Source organism: Planctomycetia bacterium (assembly GCA_021413845.1).
Taxonomy (GTDB): domain Bacteria; phylum Planctomycetota; class Planctomycetia; order Pirellulales; family PNKZ01; genus PNKZ01.
The window spans coordinates 1-17,588 of sequence record JAIOPP010000131.1 but is presented as its reverse complement, the minus strand read 5'-3'; the positions used below and the strand labels follow the sequence as shown (position 1 = coordinate 17,588).

14 protein-coding genes are annotated in these 17,588 nt (G+C 58.9%); 7 read left to right on the top strand and 7 right to left on the bottom strand.

Translation table 11 applies throughout. The annotated features are described in order from the left end of the window. The first annotated feature begins 140 nt into the window (after positions 1-140). From K8U03_22665 to K8U03_22645, 5 genes are all read left to right on the top strand, one after another. Complete coding sequence (locus K8U03_22665) at positions 141-1,421, top strand: hypothetical protein (protein MCE9607701.1); 1,281 nt, start codon at positions 141-143, stop codon at positions 1,419-1,421. A 210-nt stretch (positions 1,422-1,631) separates the two neighbouring features. After that, positions 1,632-2,222 carry a hypothetical protein gene (locus tag K8U03_22660; protein MCE9607700.1) on the top strand — a complete coding sequence of 197 codons (591 nt, stop codon included), beginning with the start codon at positions 1,632-1,634 and terminating at the stop codon, positions 2,220-2,222. Next, on the top strand, positions 2,219-2,623 hold the full coding sequence (locus K8U03_22655) for a hypothetical protein (protein MCE9607699.1): 405 nt from the start codon (positions 2,219-2,221) through the stop codon (positions 2,621-2,623). The genes K8U03_22660 and K8U03_22655 overlap by 4 nt, the downstream gene beginning before the upstream one ends. Before the next feature lie 21 nt (positions 2,624-2,644). Next, positions 2,645-2,971: a hypothetical protein gene (locus K8U03_22650; protein ID MCE9607698.1), complete on the top strand. Its 327-nt coding sequence runs from the start codon at positions 2,645-2,647 to the stop codon at positions 2,969-2,971. Beyond that, the gene (locus K8U03_22645; GenBank protein MCE9607697.1) at positions 2,968-3,426 is read left to right on the top strand and encodes a TIGR02996 domain-containing protein; all 459 of its coding nucleotides are present in this window, start codon (positions 2,968-2,970) and stop codon (positions 3,424-3,426) included. The genes K8U03_22650 and K8U03_22645 overlap by 4 nt, the downstream gene beginning before the upstream one ends. 315 nt (positions 3,427-3,741) lie before the next feature. On the opposite strand, the gene K8U03_22640 is transcribed toward K8U03_22645, so the two are convergent. The 6 genes from K8U03_22640 to K8U03_22615 form a co-directional block, all read right to left on the bottom strand. Next, on the bottom strand, positions 3,742-5,034 hold the full coding sequence (locus K8U03_22640; protein ID MCE9607696.1) for a hypothetical protein: 1,293 nt from the start codon (positions 5,032-5,034) through the stop codon (positions 3,742-3,744). Beyond that, positions 5,031-6,389, bottom strand: a complete 1,359-nt coding sequence (locus K8U03_22635) for a DUF1552 domain-containing protein (GenBank protein MCE9607695.1) — start codon at positions 6,387-6,389, stop codon at positions 5,031-5,033. Before K8U03_22635 ends, K8U03_22640 begins: the two co-directional genes overlap by 4 nt. Before the next feature lie 42 nt (positions 6,390-6,431). Then, complete coding sequence (locus tag K8U03_22630; protein ID MCE9607694.1) at positions 6,432-6,806, bottom strand: four helix bundle protein; 375 nt, start codon at positions 6,804-6,806, stop codon at positions 6,432-6,434. A 104-nt stretch (positions 6,807-6,910) separates the two neighbouring features. After that, entirely contained in the window at positions 6,911-9,370 is a 2,460-nt protein-coding gene (locus K8U03_22625) for a DUF1592 domain-containing protein (protein MCE9607693.1), read from the bottom strand. 287 nt (positions 9,371-9,657) lie between these two features. Beyond that, the gene (locus K8U03_22620; protein ID MCE9607692.1) at positions 9,658-12,969 is read right to left on the bottom strand and encodes a DUF4838 domain-containing protein; all 3,312 of its coding nucleotides are present in this window, start codon (positions 12,967-12,969) and stop codon (positions 9,658-9,660) included. 100 nt (positions 12,970-13,069) lie between these two features. Next, the gene (locus K8U03_22615) at positions 13,070-13,942 is read right to left on the bottom strand and encodes an alpha/beta hydrolase (GenBank protein ID MCE9607691.1); all 873 of its coding nucleotides are present in this window, start codon (positions 13,940-13,942) and stop codon (positions 13,070-13,072) included. 641 nt (positions 13,943-14,583) lie between these two features. Here K8U03_22615 and K8U03_22610 point away from each other — a divergent pair. Next, entirely contained in the window at positions 14,584-15,429 is an 846-nt protein-coding gene (locus K8U03_22610) for a hypothetical protein (GenBank protein ID MCE9607690.1), read from the top strand. Between the two features lie 153 nt (positions 15,430-15,582). After that, a complete protein-coding gene (locus K8U03_22605) occupies positions 15,583-15,972 on the top strand; it encodes a VOC family protein (GenBank protein ID MCE9607689.1) in 390 nt (129 codons plus the stop codon). Between the two features lie 322 nt (positions 15,973-16,294). Here the strand turns inward: K8U03_22605 and K8U03_22600 are convergent, their stop codons facing one another. Further along, positions 16,295-17,377, bottom strand: coding sequence for a hypothetical protein (locus K8U03_22600; protein MCE9607688.1), 1,083 nt, complete (start codon positions 17,375-17,377; stop codon positions 16,295-16,297). Between the last annotated feature and the right edge of the window lie 211 nt (positions 17,378-17,588).

Genomic DNA, 17,588 nt, shown 5'->3' with positions numbered 1-17,588 from the left:
CGGCGGATTCCCTCGCGACAAATTCTCGGATTCTTTGCGGCGTTCCGCGTCGCCGCGCCGCTGAGGTGATTGGGCAGAGTTGATGGCCGCAACGTTGCGACCGACTTTGATCCGAACGCAACTTCTCAAGGAGACTTCTCATGTTGTTCGCCATCCTCGGAAAAGTATTCAACGCCGCGACTTACTACGCCCTCCAACTTGCGATGCCGCGCCGTTCGCGTTGCGGCGGCGTCGCTCGGCGATCTTACCGATACGTTTCGACGGTCGGCCGGCAAGGAGAATGGAACATGCGTCCGTATCTGACTGCGATGTTCCTGGGCGCGAATCTGATGGTCGAAGCCGCTACCGCATTCGCTCAGAGTATCCCCATTTTTACTCCCGATCGTCCGTTATTCACCGGCGCAGCGAATTCCGCTCCGGTGGTGAACGGGCAAGTCAACGACTTGCAAGGCCTGCGCAACTTACTGGAGAAGCTCAACTACAAACTCAATAAGAACGTTAAGAATCCCAACTTGGTGGAAGCCGTATTTGCGCTCGACGACCTAGATATCCCGATTCAGTTCAAGCTGAGTCGCGACAAGTCTCTGGTCTACTTACAGGCTGCCGTGATGACTGACGGATCCGTCGGCGGGGTCCCGCTCGCCTGGGATAAAATGATCCTCAGCAACGACGACATCTACCCGGCCGCGTTTAGCTACATGGCCGACGTTCGTCAGCTGACTTTGCGGTATCCGATTGCGAATTTCAATATCACGGCAGACAAACTCGATGACTGCATCGCCGACTTTTTGGAGGACCTCAAAACGACGCGATCCATCTGGGGAGTTGCCTTGCCGAGAAACCGAGAGTCGGCCTCCTCTCGCAACGATGCGACTGCCTCTGCGGATCCGAAAGTGTCGTACCCGCCAACGCCGTTCCCGGGCTCGACACCCGTTGCGGCCGACAAGCCGCAAGCAACCTCTCAAGAGGCGCTGTCCGTCCTCAACCGAGTCCAGGATCTTCGCAGTCGGGCCGCGAAAGTGATGGTGTCCCTGGGGCAAAGCTCCGAAGCCATTTTACTCGATAAGCCGTACACGCTTACGCAAATATACAAAGATCAGAAGCGCTCCGACGTCGTGTTGCAACAGATGTCCGAGGAATTGGATCAGATGGAGATCGGGACCGACACGGAGATTCAGAACTTTAAGGCGGCTTCTAAGAAGGCCTTTCAACAAGAGGTCGCTGCCTATCTGAAGCTCATGCAGGTCTCGGTCACGGCGATCGAGGAAGTCGATGACACGGCATTGATGCGTCAGCTTGCCAAAAACGTGATTCGGAACGGAGTCGGCGACTTCAACCGCGAACTCACGGCCGCCGGAACGACGTATGAACAAGCACGCACTCGGCTGGCTGCTCGTTTTAACCTTACCGCGAATCCATGATCGGGCGGGCCTGTCGAGAGTTCCTCACCGGGCGACGGTGAGGAACTCTTGGATTCGCTGCGGAAAATCGGATATTGTTGCGGTTCGCAACCGCCGGCGACCGCTTAGTGTTTTAGAGTCACGAATCCAACGAATACGTTCGACGTGACGACAAGTAAACGATTCAGAAACATCTTCGAGTCGACGGAATTCTTTACAGGAGCGATCATCATGACCACGCCACAACCGGCCCGATACAAAGTCTCGCCTCTCGTCGCCTTGATCAATACCGTCGTCATCGGAGTCGTGGTGTTCGTCGTGGTGAAAACAACGGACTTCCCCGCCGAATGTTTCGACAAAGCGTCGGCTTTCATTGCGCAACTTTGGGCCCAGCCGGAACCGGAACAGAACATTAAGGCGGAGAAGTTTTTTAACCGCCAAGTCGCCTCTCAGGGCGCGGCATACAAGTCGCTGGAAGGGAAGTCGCTGCAACTTTGGGGAAAGATCACTAAGATCCAAGGCAATTCGCTCTCGCTCGACGGCGTCGTCGAATGCCGGGCTTCGGTGGGACCGTCGGACCAGCCGATCGACGCGAAGTGGTCTCAGGCCCGCGTCGGGGAAACCGTCACGATCCAAGGAACGCTCCGCCGCGGCAAAGGCGAGAACGAATACTTGCTCGAAAGTTCGTGGCTCACCATCACCACGGCGATCGACGCCGCAAGTTTGCTCAAGACCGACTCGCCTGGGATCGGGTCTGCCGAAATGGACTGGGCACGCCCCAGTTCAACAGCCGGAGCCTTCAAGAATGGGGATGGACGATGAACACCGAGAACATTCCACCGGATGAGAATGCCGAACCGAACTTCGCGAGTTTTATAGAGCCTATGAGCGGTGACACCGTCGTCGGTAAACATGATGATGAACCCGAACTCAAGCAGTTGGTGAATATTTCGGATATCGCTGCCGAAGGTCTGATTAGTGATTTAAGTAACCGTTATCTCAGCACCCTAAAAATCTTGTCCGATGTACTTGTAGAAAGCTGGAGCGGGCGGCGAGAGACTTTAGATATCCGTCTTGTGAAGAGCCTTTCCGATGCCTTCGCCGAGAACTTGAGTAAATATCAAGACGCTCTCTATCTCAGCCACTCGATCAAAATACCCGCTGCTGCCGTTGAGAGTCTGAGCAGGGTCGTCGATTTTCGACATTCAAAAATACTTGATTAATCATGCTAGTAGGAGTGAGATATGGAACAAGGACCAGGGTTGGGCCGACTGATCGAAGACGGCGACCGACGACGCGATGCGGTGCATGTTCCCGTTGCGGCGGTCATGGCTGCGACTCGGCTGACCCCCGGCCAGCACGTCGGATTAACTCAAGAGGGAAACATCGAAATGGTCGGCCCGTGCGACCGTCCGATCGGGATCGTCGATCCGTTTCTGACGAAGGACGTCGAACCGGGAGAGCGATTCTGGCTTTTCATCTATCCCGGCTCGATCACGGGACTGCGTCATATTTGGACCCATTCGGCATTCACCGCGGCCGCCGCTGTCGTAAAAGAGAAATTGCGATGAACAAAGAAGACTTTCTTAAGGCACTGGCCGCAAACGAAAACAAAGACGATGCCAATCTCCGGATGGTCTATGCCGATTGGTTGGACGAACAGGGGGAGCACGAGGAAGCTCACCGCGAACGGGAATCGCTCTCAGGCAAAGAATGGCTCATCAGGTTCGCTCGGGAAAACAGCAGATCAAAAACTTATACCTACGATGATCTTCTCGATTTCGGACGCCGTGCCGCTGTGGAAGAGAGCGACGCACAAATTTACTTAAGCAGGGAAATGTGTATAGCCCTGCATGAAAACTTCGTCGAGTTTTGGAGAAACTGGTCGTTGGCTACGGGGTTTTCGCGGCCATCGATCCCGGCAAACCGAGAGTTCCGCCATAACGCTCCTTGGGCCTGCTGCACGAACGAAATCCGCTACTGGTTCGGTCCGCCCCATCCGGAAGATAAAAATCTCGACGAGTGATTTCGCGGAATCAAACCGGCTGCTCAAGCTGATTGGGCGCGGCGCGGTGATGATCACGCGCCTCGGCGATATGCTCGTGATCTTTTCGAACGACAACGATCCGCCAAATGCTTCGTGTCATGGCCCTGCAAGGGCCTGTGCGGCAGTTGGTAATGGATCGCCTACGGCTGCAGTCGGCAGGCTCTCTACCGGATCTCACGATCAACGAGATTGCCTCGCGCTATCTCGTCGTTGTCGAAGCGGACTACAGGAAGAACGGCAAACGGATCGACGAAGTCGTCTGGATCAAGATCGTGCTGCGTCGATTTTCAAGTGTCAGTATTTCGGGAAGATGGCCGGGGTCGGGAAGCGGCCTTCGCCGGAGCTGCCGTCGCCCATGAATTCCTCTCGAGGCACTTGCACCTGAGGCCAGTTCCCGGCACGGATCCGGACGACTCTCGTAGGGCGGATGCCTTCGATGATAAGGTCCGTCTCGAATCGGACTTGGATGCCGCTGCTGCCGAGAGGGGCATCTCCAGGCACTTTCGTCACGTCGAGAATGGAGCCTCGCGAGGCCATGTGCGCGGGACCATAGTCGCCTCCCAGATGCTTCAAGTTATTCTCGGACGCATTCGTTGTCACTTGGCTCCCTTTCTGGAAGTCGGCGTAGAGCGAGGGATCCATCCCGCCGAACAAGGTTGCGGTCACGGTGGCGCGGCCGAACTTGCCGTACTCGACGGCATCGATCCAGGCCGGCATCCAACGGCTCCGGATGAAGGCCTTGTGGACCTCGGTTTGAATCTGAGCGGCCCGCTGCGCAGACGTGTCGTCCAGCCAGATGTCCGAGATGTGGAAGCGGGTGAAAATACCATCCGGCGTCGGCTTCCAAGTGATCCCGAGCAGGACGGACTGACCGTCGAGCGACTTCTTGCCGCCGGCGGGCCAGATCCCCTCGGCAACGAGGTCGGCGATGCCGAGGCGTTCACGACCGCGCCAGATGCGGGTACCGGCGTCGAAGGTCAGCTTTTCGTCTGCGGTCTTTTCCGCGGTGGCCTTGTCGTCTGCGGCCTTGCCGTCTCCGCCGGCCTTCGCGGCGAGGCCGGCGATGATCATCCCCGCGTTGTTTTGGATGTCCACTTCCTTCAGCTTCCAGACCTTTCCCTCACGCAGGCAGTAGCTCGGTTCGTCTTCGAGGAGCAGCACGTGGTTCTCGGCGGGTGCCGTTCCCGAGCCGCTATAGCCCGCGTTCTTGTCCCGATTGTTGATCGGTAACACCGGCACGGCGGAGATCTTGGGATCCGGCGGGAGAAATGCCCGAACGTGCAGCACGGTGCCGAGCGGGATGTCCCGCAAGTCCGCCGGTGCGCCGTGATAGCGAACGAGGCCGTAAGGGAGCATTGCGAACGGATGCGGAGCGTTACGGAAATACATCCCCGCCCCTTGCACGCGGATGCTGCCGCGACGGTTGGCATGATCCACGAACACGAGCTCGCCTCGGTACGAGTGCGCCATTTCCAAAGGAGGGAACTTCCCCGCTTCGGGCCGGAACGGCTCGGCTTTTTCGGCGGCGGCGACGTATGAACCAAGAACCAAGAACGAAGAACTAAGAACCAGAAACAAACGACTCATAGTTCGATCACCTTGTTGCTGTCGCCGAACTTGTCGGTCTCTACGCCCATGCGCTGGGCCATCAGGAGCAGCAGGTTGCTCATGTGGGCATTCGAGTTCGCGGGGCGGCTACAGAGCGAGTATTGCTCGCCGGGCTTATCGAGCTGATATCCCTTGAAGTGTCCTTGGTTGAAGTCGAGGTGGCTGCCGTGCTTCAGGCCGAGGTCGGAGCCGCCGGCGAGCACCAGCGGGAGGTTGGCGTTGCCGTGGCTGTGGCCGTACGACATGCCGCTGCCGAACAGCGCCATGGTCGAGCCCAGGAGCGGTTTGCCGTTGAGGTCCTTCGTCTCCGCGAGCCGAGTGAGGAAGTAGCTGAACTGCTCGACGGCGAAGGTGTCGTAGTTGGTGAGCTTTTCCATGTAGCCCGGATCTCCGCCGTGGTGGCTCAGTTGATGGCGCGACTCGGTGATGCCGATCTCGGGAATGGAGAAAGCGTCTCCTTCGCCCCCGAGGCTGAACGTGGCTACGCGGGTCACATCCGTCTGAAAGGCGAGCACGATCAAGTCGTAGACGGTGCGGAAGTAGTCGCCCGCCATGGTGGCGGCGACATCGCGGTTGGTCCGTTTGCGATCGGCGTCGGAGACGGTGGGGAGCGGCGTGTCGAGCCACGAATCGGCTCGCCGGGTGCGAATTTCCGCCTCGCGAATCGATGTGAGGTATTGATCGAGACGTCCTTTATCGGCCGAGCCCATCGCCTGTTCGAGTCGGCGCACTTCGGCTAGGTTCGCGTCTAAGACGCTCCCCTTGTGGCGCAAGGCTCTCCGCTGCGCCGCGGTGCCCCCTTTCGGCTCTTCGAACATCGACGCGAAGATCTCACTACAACGACGCATCGAGGGGAGCCGAACGCCATCGGCCGTCCAGCCGAGACATTCGCCCGTCAGCGCGATCTCCATCGAAGAGTATCGCGTGTGCTTCGCGGTGACCTCGGCCATCTTCTGGTCTACGGAGATGGTGTTCCGGTCCGAAGGTCCGAGCTTGCCGCCGGTCAGCCAGACCGAGATGCAATTGTGATGGTGGCTGAGAGCTCCCGGGTGATGCAGACCGGAGATCGGCGTGATCGCGTCACGATGCTTTTCCAACGGCTTCAGCGACCGGGAGAACTCGTACCCCTTGCCCGGCGTGGTGATCTGGTAGTTGAGCGAATGGACGCCGTTGGCGAGGTAGATGAAGGCGCTACGCTTGGGCGTGGCGGTTTGCTGCTCCGCCGCCCGCAGCGGCACCATGCATTCCAAAAACGGAAGCGAGATGCAACTCCCCAAAGCACGCAGGGCATGCCGCCGGTCGATCAACCAGGATTGCGATAGAAAGTTACTCATGATAGTTCTTTGTTATTGGTTATTAGTTCTTAGTTTGAATGGTTAGTGGGCGTTGGAGGAGCTCAAAAGATAGCGAATAAATCCGCCGACTTTGGCATGTGTCATCGCGGCTTGTTCGTAAATGGAGTCGAACTCATCCTGTGAAATGTAGGCTTGGTCTCGAGCGACATAGAGCTGACTTTGAACCTCGGAACAGGAACGTTGCGAGTATCGCAGAAATTTGACGAACTCCGCATTACTCCCTCCGTCAAATCCTTCGGCGATGTTATGCATGGTCGAGCCTGCCGCACGGGTAATCTGATCCCGAAGTCCGAAATCTTTCGCAAACGTTCCGCGCATGGCCACTGAATAAACTCGCTTCGCCAAGTCCCGTGCTAATTGCCAGCCTTCAATGTCTTCGAAGCGTCGAATACTCATGTTCTTCGTTCTTGGTGCTTTGTTCCTGGTTTTTGGTTAACTGGTTTTGGTTTCTGGGTGTCGCAAGAACTAAGCACCAAGAACGAAGAACAAAGAACCTCTGCTTATCGCTTCCGGAGTAGTTCGGACAGGGCGACGGCGCGAATGATCTCTCGAACTCCGTATCCGTTCTTCTTCGCTGCGGCAGCGATGGCCTTGAGATCAGCCTGATCGTCCACCGTGAGCACGCGGCGGAGAGCGTAGGTGCAAAGGTGCTCGATGAAAGCCCGTGCGACTTGCTCATCGTCCGCGAGCAGCAGTTGTTTGAACTGTACCGAATCTCGGAACGATCGGCCGTCGGGCATCACGCCGGACGGATCGATCGCGGGATCGTTGCCGGTACCCTTGGCGACCTTCTCATGAGTGCGCCATTGTCCGATGGCATCGTAGTTGTCCCAGGCGAGTCCCAGCGGGTCGATCTTCGCGTGGCAGGCGGCGCAGCTGGCGTTGTTGCGGTGCGCTTCGATCTTCTGACGCAGCGTAGCCTTGGGGCTCTCCGGCGGGCTGGGCTCGATCGCGCTCACGTTCGCCGGCGGAGGGGGCGGGGTCTTACCGAAAATCGCTTCACTGACCCAGACGCCACGGTGAACCGGACGATGGCGCGTGCCGTCGGAGGTCAGCCCCAGCACCGCGCCCATCGTCAACAACCCGCCGCGATGATCCTCGGGCTTCAGCGATACGCGCTGGAAGCCGTCGGCCTTCGGTTCCGGCAGTCCGTAAAAATCACAGAGCCGGGCGTTCGCTACGGTCCAGTCGGAATCGATGAAGCGGGCGAGGGGCTGGTTCTGCGAGAAGAGCTCGCGGAAATACTCGACGGGCTCGCGGCGCAGGCTTGTCTCAAGCCAAGGGTCGTACATCGGGTAGAGCTTCTTGTCCGGCGGGAACGTTCCGATGCGGTGCAGCTGGAGCCACTGGCGTACGAAGTCGTCGACGAAGCGGTTGATCTTGCCGTCCTTCAAAAGCCGATCCACCTCCTTCTTAAGACCTTCGCCGTTCAGCTTGCCCCCTTGCGCGGCCGAGGACAGGCCTTCGTCGGGCATCGAACTCCAGAGGAAATACGAGAGCCGAGAGGCGAGCTCCGAATCATTGAGTTTTTCGCGGGCCGCGGTTTCCCCTTCAACGAGGTAAATGAAGTTCCTCGAGGTCAACACGCCCTGCAGCGCGACGCGATAAGCGGCCGCCGGCTTTTCACCCGCGTCCCGTTCCGAGCGGTAAGCTTTCAGGTAGTCGATCAACTCCTCCTGCTTCACCGGTCGCCGCCAGGCGCGCTGGGCGAAGCGCTCGAGATGTTCCGCGACCACCTCCGGCGACGCGTCGTCGGGCGGCAACAGACCATTGCGCCGGGACTTCTCCGAAGCCGTTTCCAGCGGCCCCTCCCACTCGATCCAATCGAGAAGCACCGTGGAGAAAAGGCCGTTCCCTTGACCATCGAACATCTGCGGGGCGTTCGGATTGAGAAGCAACGTCTCGCTACTGTGCGTGAAGATGTATCCGTTCCCGCTGGTGAGTGCGTTGCGGAAGGCGGCACCGGCTCTTCTGTCGACGACGTCGGTCGCCACGACGCAGAAGTCCAGCGTCGCAGGCATCTCGAGAAACACCTCGAACTCATAGACCTGCGGACTATCTTCCGGCGCCGTGAGGTCGAACTCGATGAGGCCTTCTACTGTCTCTTCTCCGGTACGCTTGCCGATGCTGAGGTGCGCGGGCTGACCGTCGGGCGGGCGGATACCGCTGGCCTTGATGCGAAATTTGTAGAGCCCGCTGTACTCCGGCCCCGACTTTCCGAACCAGTTGGGTGAGAGGGCGTTTTGAACATTACCGGGAAAGAGTAGGTAACGGAGCGGCCGCTTGATGCCGAAGCGGTTTAGCGCCTCTTGCTGGGTCTTCCCGCCGCTGTAACGTAGGTCGGCAGCGGTCTTATGAACCTTGCGTGATTCTCCCGACGTGACGGGGAACGCGCGGTCGAGCACGAGCCCCGCCGCGCCGTAGTAACGATCGACATGCGACGGCGAGAGAGACAGTTCCGACCCGATGCGCTCGAAACCATGCCAGAGCGTGTCTTCATTCAATTGGCCCGGCTTGGTTGGGTCGTAACGGACGCCGAGTAAGTCGTAGACCGTGTTCTGATACTCTTTCCGGCTCAAACGATAATGCGCCACGGCCGGCCGCGCGGCCATGCGCGCCGCCCGCCCCTCGCTCAGCCGCGCATCGAGACTGGTGACGAACGCCGCGATTTCCGCCTGCGTCGGCTGCGGCTCGGTTTTCGGAGGCATCTCGCCGCTGTTGACCTTATCGAGGGCCTCGGCCCAATGATGCGTGTCCGTGCCCGATTTGAAATCGCGCGAGAGCCGGTCGATCCGCAGATCCCCCTGTTCCTTTTGAGCGCTATGACAGCGAACGCAATGCTTCTCGAGAAACGCCTCAAACGGCTCGGCTCCACCGGCGACGCCGGCCAAGCCGAGACAAACGGCGACAACCGGCAACGCAAGTCGCAGAAGATGAAAGGGGGCCGAAATCAATTGCATGCAAAAAGACCTTCGTATCGGAGCCGGAAAAAGAACGTGTTCGCCGTCGGGGTCGAGCGGCAAAATTCTTACCGTCAAATTATCGCTTGCGGTAGCCCCCTTTAGCAACAGGCCGAGGTGAGTTCATCTTAGATGCCCGATCGCCGAAAGAGCAAGAAACACGAATACGATGCGAGCAACCGTTTCTTTGCGGGCCGGGCAACATCCGGCTTGAAAACCTAGTAATGCCCCGGATCGTCGCAGCGACCGATATGGTTAATGAATCGCATCCGTTCCGGCTGGTGATTTCATTTCTGCGATCGGATGGATTGGATCCCTTGCTCGGCGGCTTTACGGCTGTTTGCATCGGCGGCTTTGTCTTCGAGCACCGACTTGTAAACGGTCAGTGCTTCGTCTTTCCGGCCCGCGGCTTGGAGCGTATTACCTTGAGCGATCAACAAGGAACCGTGCCAGCTGCCGCCGATTTTTTCGATGTCCAATTTCTTCAGCGTGGCGAGCGCTTCGTCGAACTTGCCTTGCTTGGTTAAGATGCGAGCGACACCGGCGACGGCCGTGTAGTGTTCGGCACTCCGTAGTTGCGGGGTGGAGTCGACCGTCTGACGATATGCGGACAAGGCAGCCGTGTCGTCTTTAAGATTATTCTCGCGGTTCCCCGCGAGGACCTGACGGATGCCGTCGCGAAGACGCGGGTCGCTGGTCCATTCGAGGGCGCGAGTGAGGTCGAGTTCGGCTTCTTTGCCGGATTTATTGATCGCATACGCAAGGCCTCGATTGAAATAGCCATCGCCGGCTTTCCAGAAGGGCCAAGCATCGATGTCCTCGGTGCCGAATTGGGCAATCACTTCCGCTACTTGGGCCTGATCGAGCAGGCTGCGCATGCGTACGCTTTTCTTCACGGCCTCGATCGGGATGCGTGCCGTGAGTTGATCGGCAACGTCGTACCGGCGAAGGGCTCGGGCCGTTGCGGCGGCTTCTTCGAGCGCGGCCGACTTTTGGAAGTCGTTGATCTTTCCTTCGGCGGCGGCCGTGTATGCGGCGAGGGCCTCGTCGCGCTTCCCTTGTCGTGCGAAGTCGGCGGCGATACGCGTGGCTTCCAGGTAATCGGCTTCCGGTTCCCCGTGCGCGAACTGATGCGACCGACCTTCATAGAAGAGTGCGAACTTCATCACTTCGTGGAAGTTGGCTTTGCCGGTCGGTGCGAATGCGGAAGCCTCTGCGCCGTTTTCGCGGATGCGATGGCGGCAGAGATTAAAGTGCCAAGGGAGGCTGACGGATGGCCTGCGTCCGATGACCTGGTGCAGCGGATCGTTATCGTCCTGAGTGATCGGTAGCCGCATCTCGACAGTCCAATGATCGTCGGCGATATGCGTGGCGACTACGGCATTCGAGTCCCAACTGAGCCACGCGCCACGAGATGCCGAGCGATCCATGTCGGCGACGGCGCCGGAAGGGCTGACTGCGATTTGGTAGTAGGAATGCGCTTCGGTTTCGAGGAGTATTTCGACGGCGTCGCCGTACCACAACGCGGCGTCATCGTCTTTCGTCGCGCCGATGTTCAGCTTCTCTCCGGGTCGTTCCTCACAGCGAATGGCGAGGTAAAGGTTACCGTCCTGACCCCACGCCGCTTTGAACGTGGTGCCGAACGTGGGCCGGCCGCCGGTCTGCAACTCGCGCAATCCGCCGACGAACGGTGCCGGATATTTTTGCCAGAATTCGTCGTCCAGCTTGCCGTCGATGACGATGCCTGCGGCATCGCGGCCGATGCGGAACTGCGGCACCGGCCCACGCTGCCTGGCAAGTTGCAGGCTCTTGCTGCGGAGGTCTTTGAGAAATTCGTCGATCAACGCGACGCGCCGACCGTAAACCGACTGTGCCTCGACTTTCGCCTGCGCTGCGGCGAAGTGCGCGAGTGCGGCATCGACCTTGGTCTTGTCCTTCTCCATCTCCTGCCAGTTCGCCTCGCAGTAGTTGAAAAAAGTGTGCATCTCCCGCTCGGCGGGGCCGTAAAACAGCCGACAGTATTCGCGGAACATCGCATCGACGTCCAGATTCTTGCCACCCCAATAACTGCGCGCGGTGAAGTAGACGAGGAAGTGATTCAAGCCGGCGCCGGCATTGTTGAATTTCATGGTGAGGGTGATGTCCTCACCCTGCGAGATCCCCTTGGTCGCGTTCACGCTCGCGCCCAAAGCGGCGGGCGTGAAGGCAGGCAAATACCACCCACGATCGGTAATGGGGTAGTTCTCGAAGATCATGATGGGATTGTCCGTTTTGGCCGACCACGCGGCGCGGCGCAGCGCGATTTCCGCCTGCTGCTCCGGCTTGTTGCTCCGGGGCGCTCCTCGTCCGCCGACGATGCCGACGACCACATTGGGTTCCAGCTTCGCGATCTTCAATGGCGGCAGCGCGTAGGAGCCGTAGGCACAGTTGCAAATCTTTTTGTCCGGATGCGTCTTGCGGACCTCCTTGGCAACGCGATTCACGAAGTCCCACACATGATCGGACATCAGTCCCGAGCTATCGCGCTCGGGCGAATCTTTCCCCTCGCATAATTTGCACTGGCACATGGCCGTGTAGCCGTCGGGCGGCATGACGGAGACCACCTCGAATTGGTAGTGATCGAACAGGGCCCGAACGTAGCGGACGGTTTCTTGGAACAACTCCTCGTTGGAGTAACAGAGTTGGTTCTTGCTGTAACCGGGTTGGAACTGTCGCTTGCCGCCGTACAGTGCGAACCATTCGGGATGAGCCGTAAAGTTCGCTTCGCGCATCGTTACGATCACCATCCCGTGCGCGTGCTGGCTGTTCAGCGGTTCGCGCACGCCGAGACGCATGGCCCACATTGCCGTTTCGATGCCGTTGTTCGCGAATCGGAAGTTGAAACTGCGCAACGGAATATCCGGTCGTACGATCTCGTCGACCTTCGGCAAGGGAATCGACTTCAACGTCGGCACGATCTCGCCCAGCTCACCCGGCAGGTACCAGCGCACGCCGAGACCGTTCAAGAACCCGGCGACCGCGTTGAACGACCCGCGCTCATCGCCACCCCAGGCTTGCCAAGGCTCAATCTTCCCGACGGCCGCATCCGGTCTGCCGATTACGCCGGGCAAGGTGAGGCGATTCTTATACAAACTGGTCATCGGCAGGCCCCACTTCGCGCCGGTGATTTTGTCCCACTCAGCCTGCACCTTCCCATTCTCATCTCTTTCACCGCTGAATTTCGCCCACGGCTCGATCGGCGTGAACTCCGTGTCGTCGCCGATCAGCACCAACCACTTGTCGCCCGACACGATGCGGTAAGCGCCATGCTTCAACCCCTCGGCAGTGATCTTGAGCCGATCCGTATGCTCGCTGCGCCCGACGAACACTTTGACGGCCGACTCGCTGGGTGTGACGACGATCGGCAGGTGCGCACCGGACATCTTCTTCACATAGGTCTGTAAATCATGCGCTGCGAGCCGCGCGCTGCGCTGTGGATTCTCGGCGATGACGATCTCCGCGCGAGGCTGCCCGTCTTCGACGAGGAAAGCATCGGCGGCGTGCAATGCGGCCGACGGAGCAAGCAGTGCAGCGGATAGGACGAGGAGAGTTAATTTCAAGTTAGTGACCTGTCATAGGAGCGTCGGGTGTTGGAAACCTGCCTCGCGTCCATCGCATCACGATGGTGCGCATCTTGCGCTAAGCTTGTGTCGCTCATACTTAAGGCCGCAACACTTCGTCGAGCAGCTTGATGACGGCCGCCGTGCCGAGATCGGCGGCGACGCCGATGTCGTTGTTGATTTTACCATGCGTCGTTTCACGGCCACCGTACAGCGTATTGGGGATCTTTGCTTCGTTAAGCGAGGCGGCGAGGCGCTTTGCCTGGGCGTTCGTGTCGGGGTGGCCGGCGACGTACATGATCAAAAACGGCGGGATATTCTTGCCCGGCGCGACGTGCGTGACGGCCGAGAAGTTGAGGTGCTTTGCCGGGTCGTTGCCGAACTTCGCCCGATGACCCGACGAGCCTGGCTGCGGAAAACCGTGCATGTGGGCGCGAATCTCGGCGACCGTGATGATGCCCGGCAGATAGTACGTGTCGCCGTCGACGGGGATGCAACCTTTAATGTTTACGAGCGCGACCCCTTCGGATTTCAAATAGCGTTCGTCGGTGCAGATGATCGCTGCCAGTTGCGCGCCGGCCGAGTGGCCGCCGACGATGATGCGGTTCGGATCGCCGCCGTACTCGCCGATGTGCGCGTGAACCCAGCCGAGCGCCTTGGCGACGTCGCCGATCAGCGTGGCCATGTCGACATGCGGATAGAGCCGATAGTTCGTACTGACGAAGACGCAGCCGCGGTCGACGAAGAATTGCGGCTTCAGCGCAACGTCGGATTTGTCACCGTGCTCCCAGCCGCCGCCGTGAATCCAAAAGACGACCGGCAAGCGTTTGCCCTTCGCGCCGTCGGGCGTGTATACGTCGAGCACTTGCCGCTCGAGCGCGGGCTTGGCATACGGCACATCGCGCTCGACCTGCATGGCCTGAGCGACCGTGGCGAAAGCGATAACGAACAGCGGGGCGATGAGTCGAATCATGATTGAGCTCGTTGAAGAGTTGGGGCGGGGCGTGCGATGCGGGCCTAAGATTTCACCACGGAGACTCGGATCTCAAAGTACGAAGATCACAAACTTCGTATGCCTTGCATCCACGTAATCCGAAAGTGAATATCGTCGTCGAGATTCTAGCAGGCCCGCCGCCGCAATGCTTGCTCCGGGTCGCTGGAATGGGCTTGTAGATGCTCGTATACCCGTCGTGGTCGGCTCCGTCGTCGGCTTGTTGCCGCAATCTTGGACCATCTTCGTGTTAACGACCGTGTCCTTTCATTGTGCCCCGGCAGCGGGCACTCGGCCGCTACCTACTCGGAAGATTTCAGTGCGGCTCGAAATGGCGAAGTTGATCCGAAAGCCGACGCAAACCGCGTTACGGAATTCGAACTCACCGATATTTCGCAACGCGCAGGGAAATCCCAGGAAGTAAATCACCGGCGTCCATCGCTTCGTCTCCCCTCAAACGGAAGCTTGGCTGCGTCGGAAGCGACATATTGCCGGCGATTTTCGCCTTCTTCCACATATTCAAGCAAGCTTTAGAATGTGGTGTCGAGCCTGGGAATTGTTACCGCGTTTTCGCCACCACCACAACACCCCCGAATTTTGCGTTCCGGTATCGGAGCGATCTCATGCTGGAACGCTTCTCTTTTGCGAATTTGACTCTGCTCGCGGCGCTTTGCCTCTGCTTGATGCCTGCGCGCCAGGCATCGGCCCAGTCGCCGCTCGTCGCCGACCTCCACGTGCACATGGAAGCGGGCAAGCTCGGCGACGCCATGACCGTGGAGTTGCTCAACGCCATGACACGCGGCGACGGCGGCACGTGGCGCATACGTCGGGGCCGCGAATGGACCGACACTCCGCTCACCGAATTCACCGTCGCTCCGGCTCGCGGCAGGCTTCCCGGTTCAGTCAGCGTCAACGGCGTCGTTCACGAGAACAAAGAAGACAAACACGGTTGGGCCTGCGAGCTGGCCACTCCCGTTCGTTGCATCACTTACACCTTCAAGACACCGCAGCCCAAGGTCAGCGTCGGCTTCTTCCTCGAATACCACGGCACCAAGAAGTGGACGCCGCTCGATTTGGTCTCCATCAATTCGTCCGACGGAGATTTCGTGGTGCTGAATACCCGCGAGCATCCGCAAACGCCCGGCTTCCGCGTTCACACCGGCGACCGCGGTCCGAACAATGAGCGCCTCGGCTCGCGCGCAGGTCCCATCATCCCCGTCGAAGACGGCAAACTCTATTGGGTCAGCATGCGCTTCACGCAGAACGGCAACTCATCGCTCGCCTTGTTCGACCCGAAAACCTTCGAGCAGATCGGCCCGACGTCGACGCTCAAGCTCAACTCCAACACTCCGGCCCGCAGTATCATGATCGGCCGCTGCGACAACCACGGTGTGGTCGCGCCGACCGTGGTCTTCTGGAACGACCTCGTCGTCGATTGGACGACGGCACGGTTTCCGCTGTTGCCTTAGGCTCAGTCTGAAAACTCAATGGCTAGCACGTTTGACGCCGCGCGCGAATCGACCTGGACCGTCAAGCGGATCGATCTTTCTGTTCAACCGAAGAGTTAGCGGCGGCAGGCACATCCATTCACGTTAGCACGCAACGAGGAATAAGGTTTCTTCATGTCGATTCAAGTAAAGTCGCTCGATCATGTTACGATCGTGGTCAAAGACCTCGCCGCGACGCGTCGGTTCTACGTGGAGTTGCTGGGAATGGACGAAGTCGCTCGCCCCAACTTCTCGTTCGCCGGGCAGTGGTTCCAAGCCGGTGCGACGTTGATCCACACGAACCTCGAGTCCGCAGAAACCGGTCCGGCGGGTACCGGCGCATGGCATAAACCGCGCGGCCATCACTTCGCTTTTCTCGTCAACGACTGTCGGGGAGTCGGCGACGAATTACAGCGAGCGGGAATCACGTTCGCTTCGCCGCCGAAACAACGCCCCGACGGTGCTTGGCAACTCTTCCTACAAGATCCCGACGGGTACTTGGTCGAGCTTTGCTCGCTGCCGTAATTCGATCACTTCGCCGGCAGCGAAGCCGGCGCAGGCTTCGCGCTTGATTGATCTCTTGCATCGCCTTGCGCATCGCTTGCGCGAGGTTCTCCAGTCGGCCCGTTTCCGCCGCGGCGAACACGGCGTTGAGATTCGCGATCGGCCGTTTCCCGCCTCCGATCACGGGTACGTGTTCTCGAAGGATCGAGGTAAAGCACTTGCCGCAAACCCCATGCTTCCGGTTGCTCTCAGGTACCGGTTTCGGAAACAACTTTACGAATGATCACGCTTTGCGCAGTCGCAAATCTTCGGCATGTCCGGGCGCCGCCGTCTCATGTCGGAGTTAGCTGACTAGGCTGGGAGCTCCCCAAGCAACCGTCAGCTCTTGAGGTCCCAGAACTTCCTCGGGAATGCGGTTTCCTTGCTGCAGGATCGCAGCTACTACGTCCCTTAACTCGGGATCTAAAAACGTGAGTGCCGTGGTCAGACGCTCGACGGGTCGGCCGTGCGACCTCTTGTCCTCCCAACCATCCGAATTTCCGAACCGCTGTGCGGATTGCAACATCGCGCGATGCACCATGGTGGCAGGTTGAATCTCGGGTAGTCCCGACACGGAAGCCGCCCGAGAGGCCCTGGCAGCGATTCTCAGGCCATGAAAGTCGAGGTCACCAACGTAGACGATTCGCTGAATTGGTGTCGGCAAAGAAATCAGTGAGGGAATCGATCGACATACGCCGTTGCCTCCGCCGAAACCGACAAGACCGAATGGGGGAAGCGAGAGCGAGCGGAGAACATTTCGGGCCACGGCAAATGAGTCGGCATTTTCAAAGATGATGATCGACGGGATATCCGCGATGCGTTCATACGCCAACTGCGGAGTCTCCGAGAAGCACCCCAGCAGATCCAGCGTCAGACGGCCTTCACTGAACAGGGACGATTGGAGAAGTTTACCCAATCGTTTTTCACGGCCGGTTAGTTGAAGCGACCGATATTTCAGCGGAGCTCTCGTTTGAAATTCATCTCTGACAAGTCCATGATGGACGCGGCGAAGAAAGGTTTCTATCTCTTCGGACATTCGCGGGAAGTCGTGGATCCAACGTAGGCGAGGATGCCACGGGAACGACTTCCAGTCGGTCCGCCTTACGGGGTCGGGTGAACGGACCAGGGCAACTTCTCGCGGAACTGCCGGTTGAAGCGTACGGTCCCATCGATTGCTTTTTGCAGCCGGCAGCTTGACGATTTCGAGTCGACGCAACTCGGCGATGGCGGCAAGCAGCCAGCTCCTTCGCTCCGTCGATTCAGCAAAGGTCGGAAACGCCGCCGAAAAAGCATCCCAAAGATGCCGATTGTCCACCCATTCACGCTTAGAGCGACGTAGATGACTTGCGAACGCCTCAAGTCGGGCCGCATCCAATTCATGATGCATTCAAATGCTCCTACTTCGACGATGCCGCGTCACTTGAGTCGTGTCGCATCACTCTGACAGCTTCGATCGGCGTGACCTGCCCCCCTTAAACGAGTCCGGTCGTCAGTCGTAGACTGACGACCATCACTTGAAAAAGGGAGGGGATCATGGGCACGAAGCGTTTGCAGGTCGAGCAGATCATTCAGAAGTTACGGGAAGCGGAATTGGAGAT